The following is a 12,555-nucleotide window of genomic DNA, read 5'->3' as shown; positions in this document are numbered from 1 at the left end:
GGGACGGGCCGCACGTATCATGCGTGCTCCTTATAGACGCCAGTCTGTCATCCGCGTTACAGCCTGCCAAGCCGCGATCCAGCGGGCTTTTCGCAGCCTGTTCCACGGTGTTCGCTCACTTCGGGACTCGACACATCATGCAGGTCAGCAAATCGAACAAGCTCGCCAACGTCTGCTATGACATTCGCGGGCCGGTGCTCAAGCACGCCAAACGCCTAGAGGAAGAGGGTCACCGCATCCTCAAGCTGAATATCGGCAACCCGGCGCCGTTCGGTTTCGAAGCTCCCGAGGAAATTCTCCAGGACGTCATCCGCAACCTGCCGACCGCCCAGGGCTACAGCGACTCCAAGGGCCTGTTCAGCGCGCGCAAGGCAGTGATGCAGTATTACCAGCAGAAGCAGGTGGAAGGCGTCGGCATCGAGGACATCTACCTCGGCAACGGCGTGTCGGAACTGATCGTGATGTCCATGCAGGCGCTGCTGAACAACGGCGACGAGGTGCTGATCCCCGCTCCCGACTACCCGCTGTGGACCGCCGCCGTCAGCCTCGCCGGCGGCAAGCCGGTGCACTACCTGTGCGACGAGCAGGCCAACTGGTGGCCGGACCTGGAAGACATCAAGGCGAAGATCACGCCGAACACCAGGGCGATGGTGATCATCAACCCGAACAACCCCACCGGCGCGGTGTATTCCAGGGAAGTGCTGGAAGGCATGGTCGAACTGGCCCGCCAGCACAACCTGGTGCTGTTCTCCGACGAGATCTACGACAAGATCCTCTACGACGGCGCCGTCCACGTCTCCACCGCCTCGCTGGCGCCGGACGTGCTCTGCCTGACCTTCAACGGCCTGTCCAAATCCTACCGGGTGGCCGGCTTCCGCTCCGGCTGGGTGGCGATCTCCGGGCCCAAGCAGCGGGCGCAGAGCTATATCGAAGGTCTCGACATCCTCGCCAACATGCGCCTGTGCGCCAACGTCCCGGCGCAGCACGCGATCCAGACCGCCCTGGGCGGCTACCAGAGCATCAACGATCTGGTCCTGCCGCCGGGGCGCCTGCTGGAGCAGCGCAACCGCGCCTGGGAACTGCTCAACGACATCCCCGGCGTCAGCTGCGTGAAGCCGATGGGCGCGCTGTACGCCTTCCCGCGGATCGATCCGAAGGTCTGCCCGATCCACAACGACGAAAAGTTCGTCCTCGACCTGCTGCTCTCGGAAAAACTGCTGATCGTCCAGGGCACCGCCTTCAACTGGCCGTGGCCCGACCACTTCCGGGTGGTCACCCTGCCCCGCGTCGACGACCTGGAGCAGGCGATCCTGCGCATCGGCAGCTTCCTCAAGGGCTACCAGCAGTAACCCCCCCGCTCCCGCGGCGCCGCTGGCGCCGCCCTGCCCGGCGACCCATCCATGGACCTGCAGATCGACGACTTCCACAAGGACGCCGCTGGCGGCCTCCTGCTTCTCTACCAGGCGTTTCCGCGCAAGACCGCGCTCTACGTCGAAGACCTGATCGGCCGCGAGGCGCCGGACGAGTTCGGCCTGCCGAGCAAACGTCACCAAAGTTGTCTGGGCGCGTTGCTCTGGCTCGCCGAGGAAGGCTACCTGCGCTTCGCCAACACCATTCATTACGAGGCTCTCGACCAGGCGGTGCTCAGCGAAAAGGCCTTCCTAAGACTTACCCGTATCGTCCCCCGGGCCTCGGCGGCGCTGGCCGAGGCGCCGGCCAGCGTGCGCCGCGAACAGGCCAGCCTGGCCAACCAGTTGCGCCAGGCGCTGGCGCAGGGCGACGGCGAACGCCTGGCCGGGCTGACCCGCCTGCTGTTCGAGGGCAATCTGGGCGCGCAAGGCGACACAGTTTGAAATAGTCCCTCGATTGAATCGCCATGGACCGCCCCTTATATAACCCCGCATGATTATCAGGAGCCCGTTCGCCCGCCCCGGCGGCCTGCGAACCGCGCTCCGTGCCTTCAGCCGTGAGGAGAAGCTTTACACCATGATGCGCATCCTGTTGTTCCTGGCCACCAACCTGGCAGTCCTGGTGATTGCCAGCATCACCCTGAAACTGCTCGGGGTGGACCGCTTCACCGGCCAGAATTACGGCAGCCTGCTGGTCTTCTGCGCCGTGTTCGGTTTCGCCGGTTCGCTGGTCTCGCTGTTCATCTCCAAGTGGATGGCGAAGATGAGCACCGGTACCGAAGTCATCAGCCAGCCGCGCACCCGTCACGAACAGTGGCTGCTGCAAACCGTCGAAGAGCTGTCCCGCGAAGCCGGCATCAAGATGCCGGAGGTCGGCATCTTCCCCGCCTACGAGGCCAACGCCTTCGCCACCGGCTGGAACAAGAACGACGCGCTGGTCGCGGTCAGCCAGGGCCTGCTCGAACGTTTCTCGCCCGATGAGGTGAAAGCCGTCCTCGCCCACGAGATCGGTCACGTCGCCAACGGCGACATGGTCACCCTGGCATTGATCCAGGGCGTGGTGAACACCTTCGTGATGTTCTTCGCGCGGATCTTCGGCAACTTCGTCGACAAGGCCATCCTGAAGAACGAGGACGGCCCGGGCATCGGCTACTTCGTCGCGACCATCTTCGCCGAACTGGTGCTCGGCATCCTCGCCAGCATCATCGTCATGTGGTTCTCGCGCCGCCGCGAGTTCCGCGCCGACGCCGCCGGCGCCCACCTGGCCGGCACCGGCGCGATGATCGCCGCGCTGCAACGCCTGCGTTCGGAACAGGGCGTGCCGGTGCAGATGCCCGACACCCTGAACGCCTTCGGCATCAATGGCGGCCTCAAGCACGGCCTGGCCGGCCTGCTGATGAGCCACCCGCCGCTGGAAGATCGTATCGAAGCGCTGCGCGCCAGCGCACGCTGATCCGCTTTCACACTTGGGACAGGGCGACCATCGGTCGCCCTTTTTTTATGCCCGGGAAAGCCACCTATCCATGGTCGCTTTGACAGCCGCGAGCCAGCCCCGGAACATGCGGGTCCGTGATTTCGCCCGATGAGGTTCCCATGCAGATCCGCGCCGATTTCGACAGCGGCAACATCCAGGTCATCGATGCCAGCGATCCCCGCCGGATCCGCCTGGCGATCCGTCCCGACCTGGCCAGCCAGCATTTCCAGTGGTTCCACTTCAAGGTCGAGGGCATGGCTGCCGCCACCGAGCACCGCTTCACCCTGGTCAACGCCGGCCAGTCGGCCTACAGCCATGCCTGGAGCGGCTACCAGGCAGTCGCCTCGTACGATGGCGAACGCTGGTTCCGCGTACCGTCGCAATACGACGCCGACGGCCTGCATTTCCAGCTGGAACCGGAGGAAAGCGAAGTCCGCTTCGCCTACTTCGAGCCCTACAGCCGCGAACGGCATGCCCGCCTGGTCGAACGTGCGCTCGGCATCGAGGGCGTCGAACGGCTCGCCGTCGGCACCAGTGTGCAAGGCCGCGACATCGAATTGCTGCGGGTCAGGCGCCATCCCGGCAGCCACCTGAAGCTGTGGGTCATCGCCCAGCAGCATCCCGGCGAACACATGGCCGAATGGTTCATGGAAGGCCTGATCGAGCGCCTGCAGCGGCCGGATGATACGGAAATGCAGCGCCTGCTGGAAAAGGCCGACCTGTACCTGGTGCCGAACATGAACCCGGACGGCGCGTTCCACGGCAACCTGCGCACCAACGCCGCCGGCCAGGATCTCAACCGGGCCTGGCTGGAGCCGAGCGCCGAGCGCAGCCCGGAAGTCTGGTTCGTCCAGCAGGAGATGAAGCGCCATGGCGTCGACCTGTTCCTCGACATCCACGGCGACGAGGAAATCCCCCACGTATTCGCCGCCGGCTGCGAGGGCAACCCGGGCTATACGCCCCGCCTGGAACGGCTCGAGCAACGCTTCCGCGAGGAACTGATGGCGCGCGGCGAATTCCAGATCCGCCATGGCTACCCACGCAGTGCGCCGGGCCAGGCCAACCTGGCGCTGGCCTGCAACTTCGTCGGGCAGACCTACGACTGCCTGGCGTTCACCATCGAGATGCCGTTCAAGGACCACGACGACAACCCGGAGCCCGGGACCGGCTGGTCCGGCGCCCGCTCCAAGCGGCTCGGCCAGGACGTCCTGAGCACCCTTGCGGTGCTGGTCGACGAACTCCGCTGAAAATGGACGGGGCGCCGCGCGGCGCCCCGTTTCAGCCTCTCTCCAGCAGGTAGACGGCCTCGTCCAGCCAGGACACCCCGCGCTCGAGGAATTTCCAGTTGACGCCGAGCACGTCGCCGCGCTCCAGTTCCTCGATCCGCCAACCGCCAGCGTAGTAGCCACGCACCTCCTCGTCGGGCACGGCGAACGGCGGACCGGCCATCTCCGCCTGCGGGTAGTCGATGGTGACCAGCAAGCCGAGGCTGCGCGTCGGCAGGACCGCCTGGAGATGCCCGGCATAGCGCTCGCGCATCTCCGGCGGCAGGGCGATCAGCGCGGCGCGGTCGTAGAACGCCCTGCACTGCGCCAGGTGCTCTGCCTGCAAGGCGAAGAAATCACCCTGCAGCAGGGTGATGCCGGCGACCCGGTAGCGGCGGAAACCACCCAGTTGATCGATCTCGGGGCGCAGGTCGTGCTCCTCGAAGAAGTCGCTCACGGCCTTTTCCGAAAGCTCCACCCCCAGCACCTCCAGTCCCTGGGCGGCCAGCCAGGCCAGGTCCAGGGTCTTGCCGCACAACGGCACCAGGATCCGTTCGCCCGCTTGCAGTCGCAGCCGCGACAGGTGGCGCATCAGGTAGGGATTGATCTCGTCCAGGTGGAAGCCGATCTGGTTGTTCGCCCAGCGGGCGTGCCAAAAATCCGCCTGCATCCTGTCCTCCGCATTCGTGGGAAAAACCGCAAGGTGGCGACAATCGGCCGGCAGGTCAACTCCCCTGCGCATCTCCCTCGCGCACTTCCACCAGCACCGGACACGGCGCCTCGCGGATCACCCGGTCGCCGACCGAAGGATCGAGCAGGCGCTCCAGCCGTCCCAGGTGCCGATGGCCGATGACGATCAGCTCGCAGCCCAGGCGCCGCGCCTCGCCCAGGATCACCTGCACCGGGTCGCCGGCGCGCAGCTCGGCCCGTACCTCCAGCTCGCACCCGGCTAGCAGCGCACAAGCCTCGTCGAGCACCTGCCGGGCCTCTTCGCACTCGTGCGCGGCGGGCGGATAGTCGAGCAGCGTCGGCCGGCCCGGCAACGCATAGCCGGCGTCCACCGCGCACAGCAGGTGGACCCGCGCGCCCGGCGCGGCGGCCTGCCGCGCCAGCTCGGCAATGCGACGGGTCTGCGGGCCGCCGTCGATGGCGACCAGGAGCGTATGGAACATCGGCAAATCCTCGGATAGAGCGTGCACCGGCATTCTTCGGCAGCCACCGGTGCGCGTAAAGGCACCGCGAACGCAATCCAGCAATGCAGCGAACGCACGCCTGGGAGAACGAAAGACTGCACCCTGCGCATGCCAGCGTGCTTATACTTCCACTCCATGCATCTTCCCGATCTGAATCTCTTGGTCGCCCTCAACGTTCTTCTCGAAGAGGGCAGCGTGGTCGGAGCCGCGCGCCGCATGCACCTCAGCCCACCGGCGATGAGCCGTACCCTGTCACGGATCCGCGAGGCGGTAGGCGACCCGATCATGGTCCGCGCCGGCCGCAAGCTGGTGCCCACGCCCCGTGCCCTGGAACTGCAGGAGCAGGTCCGGCAACTGGTGGACCAGGCCCGCGACCTGTTCAACACTCGCGAGACCATCCAACTGGACAAGCTGGAGCGCTGCTTCACCCTGCGTTCCAACAACACCCTGGTCGGCGGTCTGTCGATACGCCTGCTGGAGATCTTCGCCGAGGAGGCGCCGCGCTGCACCCTGCGCTTCGTGCAGGAGTCGGACATCGACGACGAGGCACTGCGGCAGAACCGCATCGACCTCTACATCGGCGCCTCGTCCTGGATGGAACCCGAGGTCAAGACCCAGCAGTTGCTCACCACCCGCTTCGTCGGCCTGGCCCGCCAGGGGCACCCGATCTTCGACGGCGAGATCACTCCGCAGCGCTTCGTCGCTTTTCCGCATATCGCCGTCTCGCGTCGTGGCCTCAACCATGGACCGCTGGACCAGGCCCTGGGAGAACTCGGCCTGAAGCGCGACGTCAAGCTGATCAGCCCGACCTTCCACTCGGCGATCTTCGCCCTGCCCGGCTCCGACCTGCTGCTGCCGATCGCCGAGCATTCCCTGTGGCGGGCCAACCGACTGGGCCTGGGCCTGCGCCAGTTCGACATCCCGGTGCCGTTGAAGACCGTGATGGTGGTCCAGGCCTGGCATCCACGCTTCGACAACGATCCCGCGCACCGCTGGTTCCGGCAAACGATCAAGCGGATTTGCGAGGAAGTGCAGAGCGATCCCCATCCGCTGCTTGGCTCCAACTGAAACAGATGCACAAAATGCACTGATTCATTTCGATCATTTCAATTTTCACACTACCGGGACGCTCCTAGACTGCGGCGGAAATCAGAAGAGTTTCCGCCCATGCCTTGTTTCCCCACCCTCGCCGTAGCGAGGTCGCGATGACTTCGCTCGCCACCCCGCTCGGCCAGCCGACGCCAACCGCAGCCCCCGCCGCCCAGCCTTTCGGCACGCGCATCGTGGTAGGCCTGCTCGGCGTGCTGCTCGCCTCGCTCACCGCCGGTCTCAATGGTCATGTCACCGAGATCGCCATGACCGATGTGCGCGGCGCACTCGCCATTGGCCATGACGAAGGCACCTGGCTGACCGTGCTCTACGAAGCCACCCAGGTCGCCGCCATGGCATTCGCGCCCTGGTGTTCGGTGACCTTTTCCCTGCGCCGCTTCACGCTCTTCGCCATCGGCGGCTTCGCCCTGCTGGCCCTGCTCTGTCCGTTCGCGCCGAACCTCGAGAGCCTGCTGGTCCTGCGCACCCTGCAAGGGCTGATGGCCGGCTGCCTGCCGCCGATGCTGATGACCGTGGCGCTACGCTTCCTGCCACCCGGGATAAAGCTCTATGGCCTGGGCGCCTATGCCCTCACCGCGACCTTCGGGCCCAACCTGGGCCTGCCACTGGCGGCGTTCTGGTTCGAATACGTCGGCTGGCAGTGGGTGTTCTGGCAGGTCATTCCACTGTGCCTGGTGGCGATGGCCGCGGTGTCCCATGGCATCCCCCAGGACCCGGTGCGCCTGGAACGCTTCCGCCAGTTCGACGGCATCGGCCTGCTCACCGGCTTCCCGGCGATCTGCGCCCTGGTGATCGGTCTGCTGCAAGGCGAACGCCTGGACTGGTTCGAGTCGCCGCTGATCTGCCTGCTGCTGGGCAGCGGCAGCCTCCTGCTGGGGCTGTTCCTGGTCAACGAATGGAGCCACCCGCTGCCGTTCTTCCGCCTGCAGTTGCTGAAGCGCCGTAACCTGACCTTCGCCCTGATCACCCTGGCCGGCGTGCTGGTGGTGCTCGGCGCGAGCATGGGCGTGCCGACCGAATTCCTCGCCGAGATCCGCGGCTACCGCCCCCTGCAGAGCGTACCCATGGTGTTGCTGGTGGCCCTTCCGCAGCTCGTCGCGCTGCCGCTGGTGGCGGCCCTCTGCAACATCCCGCGGGTCGACTGCCGCTGGGTGCTGGCCTGCGGCCTGTGCCTGTGCGCCGGTGCCTGCCTGAGCTTCAGCCAACTGACGGCGGACTGGGTGCGCGAGGACTTCTACCTGCCGATGCTGTTACTGGTGGTCGGCCAGCCGATGGCGGTGATTCCGCTGCTGATGCTCTCCACCAGCGTCATCGCGCCCATCGAGGGACCCTTCGCCTCGGCCTGGTTCAACACCGTCCGCGGCTTCTCCGGGGTAGTCGCCACCGCGGTGATCGGCGCCCTCGGCACCGCCCGCGAGCACTACCACTCCAACCGCCTGGTGGATCACCTGGGCAATGCGCCCCAGGCCGTCGAACTGCGCCTGCAACAGATCGCCGGCCTGCAACCGGGCGCCGACTCCGGCGCGCACTGGCAGCACCTGGCCGAACAGGCCCGCCAACAGGCCCAGGTGCTGGGCAACGCCGACGTGCTGCTGGCAATGGCCGGCCTGGCCTGCGCCCTGCTGATCCTGATTCCGATCCTGCCGCAACGGGCCTACCCGCCCCGCCCGGTCGCTCCCACACACTGAAAGGTCGCTGTATGTCGTTCATCACTTCGCGCAAGGGCAGCCTGCTGCTCGCCGCCCTGCTGGTCCTGACCCTACTGGTCTACCTGCTGTTCCACCTGCTCGCCCCACGGGTCGTGCAGAGCACCGACGACGCCTATGTGCACGCCGATTTCACCCTGGTCGCGCCGAAAGTCGCCGGCTTCGTCCAGGACGTTCTGGTCGAGGACAACCAGCCGGTCAAGGCCGGCCAGTTGCTCGCCCGCCTCGACGACCGCGACTTCCGCACCGCCCTGGCCGCCGCCGAAGCCGACGTGCTCGGTGCCGAGGCCAACCTGGCCAATGCCGAGGCCAACCTGCAACGCCAGCAGGCGCTGATCGAACAGGCGCGGGCCAAGGTCCGCGCCGAGCAGGCCGAGCTGGTCTTCGCCCGTCACGAGCAAAGCCGCTACCAGACCCTCGCCAGCAAGGGCGCCGGCAGCCTGCAGAACGCCCAGCAGGCGCAATCGCGGATCGATACCGCCAGCGCCCGGCTGGCCGAGGGCCAGGCCGCAGTGGATGCCACGCGCAAGCAGGTGAGCGTCCTCGAAGCCCGCGTCGGCCAGGCCCGTGGCGACCTGCAACGCATGCAGGCGCGACGCGACCAGGCCCGCCTGGACCTCTCCTACTGCGAACTCCGCGCGCCCTTCGACGGCCAGGTCGGCCGCCGCCAACTGCGCGTCGGCGCCTATGTCACGCCGGGCAGCGCGCTGCTGGCGGTGGTGCCACTGCAGCAGGCCTACGTGGTCGGCAATTTCCAGGAAACCCAACTGACCCACGTCTCTCCCGGACAGGCCGTGGAGATCCGCGTCGATACCTTCCCCGGCGAGGTTCTGCGCGGCCATGTCGACAGCATCGCACCGGCCACCGGCCTGAGCTTCGCGCCGATCGCCCCGGACAACGCCACCGGCAACTTCACCAAGGTGGTCCAGCGGATCCCGGTGAAGATCGTTCTCGAGCCGCGCCAGGCCATGGCGGGCAAGTTGCGTGTGGGCATGTCGGTGGAAGCACGGATCGACACCGCGACCGGCACCCGCTCCGCCGAGGTCGCCCAGCAATGAAAGGCACTCCGCTCCTGCTTATTGCCAGCCTTGCGCTCGGCGCCTGCAGCCTCGGCCCCGACTTCACCCGCCCGGACCGCCCTGCGCCCGGCGAATGGTCGCTCCAGGCCGCTGCCGGCAACCCCAGCCACCTCGCCGCCGCGCCGCTCGCAGCCCAATGGTGGACGCTGTTCGACGACGCGCAATTGAACGCCCTGCTGCAACGGATCCAGCGTGCCAACCTCGACCTGCGCAGCGCCGCGGCGCGCCTGCAGCAGAGCCGCGCGATCCGTCGCAGCCTCGGCGGCGACGCCCTGCCCTCGGTGGACGCCAGCGGCAACTACCAGCGCCAGCGGACCACCAGCGCCGGCCTGTTCGATCCTTCCGGCAAGGCCGGCAAAGGCAACTACAACCACGCCCTGGCCGGCTTCGACGCCTCCTGGGAGCTGGACTTCTGGGGCCGCGTGCGACGCGAGCTGGAAGCCGCCGACGCGACGGTGGAAGCCAGCGAGAACGAACTGCGCGACGTGCAGGTCTCGGTGCTGGCGGAAGCCGCGCGCGACTATATCCAGTTGCGTGGCGAACAGAACCGTGCGGCGATCATCCGCGACAACCTCGAGACTGCACGGCGCAGCCTGGAACTCACCCGCACGCGCCTGGCCAACGGCGTCGCTACCGACCTCGAGGTAGCCCAGGCGCTGGCCCAGGTGGCCAGCATGGAGGCACGCCTGCCCGAGGTGGAAAAGAACCAGGCGCACCTGGTCAACGCCCTCGGCTACCTGGTCGGCGCCAGCCCCGGCAGCCTGCTCGCCGAACTCGGCCCGGCGCGGGCGATTCCGCGTCCGCCGGGCAGCGTGCCGGTCGGCCTGCCGTCCGAACTGGCCCAGCGCCGCCCCGACATCCGCCGTGCCGAAGCGCGCCTGCACGCGGCTACCGCCAGCATCGGCGTGGCCAAGGCGGACTTCTATCCGCGCATCACGCTCAACGGCAACTTCGGTTTCGAATCCCTGCAACTGTCCAGCCTGGGCGACTGGGACCATCGCCAGTTCGCCATCGGCCCGGCGTTCAGCCTGCCGATCTTCGAAGGCGGACGCCTGCGCGGACGCCTGGAGCTACGTGAGGCACAGCAGCAGGAAGCCGCCATCGACTACCAGCGCACCGTGCTGCGTGCCTGGCAGGAAGTCGACGACGCGATGCACGACTACGCCGCCAACCAGCGCCGCCAGGAGCGCCTCGGCGAAGCCGTGGCGCAGAACCGCCGCGCCCTGCAGAGCGCCCGCGAGCAATACCGCGCCGGCGCGGTGGACTTCCTCAGCGTGCTCGACAGCCAGCGGCAACTGCTGGACAACCAGGAACAGCAGGTCGCCAGCGACGAAGCGGTGTCGCTGACCCTGGTCAACCTCTACAAGGCGCTGGGCGGCGGCTGGAGCCCAACGTCCGACCCGGCGTCGGGCTGAGACGGCGCCGGGCGCGGACCGGCGAAGGAGTTGGAAATGGACCTGCTGCAAGGTATCCGGACCTTCGTCCGCGTGGTGGAGCACGGCAGCTTCACCCAGGCCGCCCAGGCGCTGGGGACCTCTCCGGCGACCGTTTCGCGCCAGGTCGCCGGGCTCGAACAGGCGCTCTCGGCGCGCCTGCTGCAACGCAATACGCGCAGCGTCGTGGTGACGGAAAGCGGTCTGCGCTACTACGAGCATTGCAAGCAGATCCTACGCACGGTCGCCGCCGCCGCGGCGGACGTCGAAGACAGCCAGTCCCACGCCAGCGGTCGCCTGCGCCTCCACGCGGTGACCGAACTGGGCCTCGAGCACCTGATGCCGCTACTGGTGGACTACCTGGACGGCCATCCGGACGTCTCCGTCGACCTCACGCTGGCCCAGGGCACCCCGGCCCTGCTCGAGGAAGGCCTGGACGTGCTGATCACCCTCGGCCGAACCTTGCCGGACTCGACCCTGGTCGCCCGCGATCTCGGCCAGGTGTTCAGCGTGGTCTGTGCCGCGCCGGAATACCTGGCACGGCATGGCGTGCCACGCACGCCGGAGGACCTGCTGCGGCATCGCTGCCTGAACGTGGCCGCGCCGTCCTGCCCGCAGGGCTGGGCATTCGTCGGCGAACGCGGCGAAACGCTGCTCGATCTCGACGAGGCGCTCAAGGTCAACCTTCCCGAGGCCGCCTGCGCCGCCGCCGCGGCCGGGCTCGGCGTCTGCCTGCTGCCCGGCTTCGTCGCCGCCCGCGCGCTGCAGGAAGGCAGCCTGTTGCGGCTACTGCCGGGCCATCGACTGCATGTCCGCGAGGTGTTCGTGCTGTACTCCTCGCGGCGCTACCTGGACGCCAAGATCCGCACCTGGGTGGACTTCCTCAGGGAACGCCTGCCCCTGGCGTTCGAGCGTGACCGGGCGATCCTCGACGATCGGCGCTACTGGGCGGAAAGCCCAACCGGCGTAGCGCGCGAGACAGCGACCTAACGCCTGGATCGATAGGTATCCTCAAAAACATATACTGGTTTTCGATTGATCGCGGGAGGAACATGGCTCATCCGAGTCATGAGGTGAATCATGCTACCGACTCTCTATATTTCCCACGGCTCACCGATGCTCGCCCTCGAACCGGGCGCCAGCGGTGTACAACTGCGCCGCCTGGCTACAGAGCTGCCGCGGCCGAAGGCGATCCTGGTGGTTTCCGCGCACTGGGAAAGCGACGACCTGCGGGTAACCGGCGCCGCGGCGCCGGATATCTGGCACGACTTCTACGGCTTTCCGCCGCCCCTCTACGCCGTGCGCTACCCGGCCAAAGGCGAGCCGGCGCTGGCGCAGCGGACGATCGAACTGCTCCAGGCCGCCGGCCTGCCGGCCCAGGCCGACCCACAGCGACCATTCGACCACGGCACCTGGGTGCCGCTGAGCCTGATGTACCCGCAGGCGGACATCCCGGTGCTCCAGCTGTCCCTGCCGAGCCGCCTCGGTCCGGCCCTGCAGAGCCGCGTCGGCCAGGCCCTGCGCCAACTGCGCGGGGAAGGCGTGCTGCTGATCGGTTCCGGCAGCATCACCCACAACCTGGGCGAACTGGACTGGCGCGCCGGGCCGGAAGCCATCGCGCCCTGGGCGCGGGAGTTCCGTGACTGGATGGTGGAAAAGCTCCAGGCCGACGACCAGGCCGCGCTTCACGACTACCGCCGGCAGGCGCCCTGGGCGGCGCGCAACCACCCCAGCGACGAGCACCTGCTGCCACTGTTCTTCGCCCGCGGCGCGGGCGGCGGCGGGATGCGCGTCGAGCACAGCGGCTTTACCCTGGGCTCGTTGGGGATGGATATCTATCGCTTCGATTGACAGGGTTTCTCGGGGGACTGGCGGAGAGCATCGGC

12 protein-coding genes are annotated in these 12,555 nt (G+C 67.5%); 10 read left to right on the top strand and 2 right to left on the bottom strand.

From position 1 onward, the window contains the following. Positions 1 to 137: 137 nt before the first annotated feature. From AC1RB9_RS10880 to AC1RB9_RS10865, 4 genes are all read left to right on the top strand, one after another. Positions 138 to 1,349, top strand: a complete 1,212-nt coding sequence (locus AC1RB9_RS10880) for a pyridoxal phosphate-dependent aminotransferase (RefSeq protein WP_003090913.1) — start codon at positions 138 to 140, stop codon at positions 1,347 to 1,349. A 51-nt stretch (positions 1,350 to 1,400) separates the two neighbouring features. After that, complete coding sequence (locus AC1RB9_RS10875; protein WP_003116564.1) at positions 1,401 to 1,853, top strand: hypothetical protein; 453 nt, start codon at positions 1,401 to 1,403, stop codon at positions 1,851 to 1,853. A 133-nt stretch (positions 1,854 to 1,986) separates the two neighbouring features. Continuing rightward, entirely contained in the window at positions 1,987 to 2,862 is an 876-nt protein-coding gene (gene htpX / locus AC1RB9_RS10870; RefSeq protein ID WP_003090915.1) for a protease HtpX, read from the top strand. 140 nt (positions 2,863 to 3,002) lie between these two features. Beyond that, a complete protein-coding gene (locus tag AC1RB9_RS10865; protein ID WP_003116563.1) occupies positions 3,003 to 4,130 on the top strand; it encodes a M14 family metallopeptidase in 1,128 nt (375 codons plus the stop codon). A gap of 31 nt (positions 4,131 to 4,161) precedes the next feature. Here AC1RB9_RS10865 and AC1RB9_RS10860 read toward each other — a convergent pair whose 3' ends face one another. Further along, positions 4,162 to 4,818: a thiopurine S-methyltransferase gene (locus AC1RB9_RS10860; protein WP_003452374.1), complete on the bottom strand. Its 657-nt coding sequence runs from the start codon at positions 4,816 to 4,818 to the stop codon at positions 4,162 to 4,164. A gap of 55 nt (positions 4,819 to 4,873) precedes the next feature. Continuing rightward, on the bottom strand, positions 4,874 to 5,320 hold the full coding sequence (locus tag AC1RB9_RS10855; protein ID WP_003106084.1) for a universal stress protein: 447 nt from the start codon (positions 5,318 to 5,320) through the stop codon (positions 4,874 to 4,876). A gap of 129 nt (positions 5,321 to 5,449) precedes the next feature. On the opposite strand from AC1RB9_RS10855, the gene AC1RB9_RS10850 reads away from it, so the two are divergent. The 6 genes from AC1RB9_RS10850 (at position 5,450) to AC1RB9_RS10825 (ending at position 12,520) form a co-directional block, all read left to right on the top strand. Then, the gene (locus tag AC1RB9_RS10850; RefSeq protein WP_003143729.1) at positions 5,450 to 6,409 is read left to right on the top strand and encodes a LysR family transcriptional regulator; all 960 of its coding nucleotides are present in this window, start codon (positions 5,450 to 5,452) and stop codon (positions 6,407 to 6,409) included. Between the two features lie 137 nt (positions 6,410 to 6,546). Beyond that, positions 6,547 to 8,139, top strand: a complete 1,593-nt coding sequence (locus tag AC1RB9_RS10845) for an MFS transporter (protein ID WP_003114761.1) — start codon at positions 6,547 to 6,549, stop codon at positions 8,137 to 8,139. An 11-nt stretch (positions 8,140 to 8,150) separates the two neighbouring features. Next, positions 8,151 to 9,215, top strand: coding sequence for an HlyD family secretion protein (locus AC1RB9_RS10840; protein ID WP_003114760.1), 1,065 nt, complete (start codon positions 8,151 to 8,153; stop codon positions 9,213 to 9,215). Then, on the top strand, positions 9,212 to 10,651 hold the full coding sequence (locus AC1RB9_RS10835; protein ID WP_003452375.1) for an efflux transporter outer membrane subunit: 1,440 nt from the start codon (positions 9,212 to 9,214) through the stop codon (positions 10,649 to 10,651). The genes AC1RB9_RS10840 and AC1RB9_RS10835 overlap by 4 nt, the downstream gene beginning before the upstream one ends. Positions 10,652 to 10,687: 36 nt before the next feature. Then, positions 10,688 to 11,659, top strand: a complete 972-nt coding sequence (locus AC1RB9_RS10830) for a LysR family transcriptional regulator (RefSeq protein WP_003106096.1) — start codon at positions 10,688 to 10,690, stop codon at positions 11,657 to 11,659. A gap of 90 nt (positions 11,660 to 11,749) precedes the next feature. Then, positions 11,750 to 12,520, top strand: coding sequence for a DODA-type extradiol aromatic ring-opening family dioxygenase (locus AC1RB9_RS10825; protein ID WP_003452376.1), 771 nt, complete (start codon positions 11,750 to 11,752; stop codon positions 12,518 to 12,520). Positions 12,521 to 12,555 lie beyond the last annotated feature (35 nt).

The sequence above is a fragment of the Pseudomonas sp. 20-5 genome (assembly GCF_056782835.1).
Note: the sequence above shows the minus strand (reverse complement) of the source record. Positions and strands in the feature narration are given on the sequence as shown.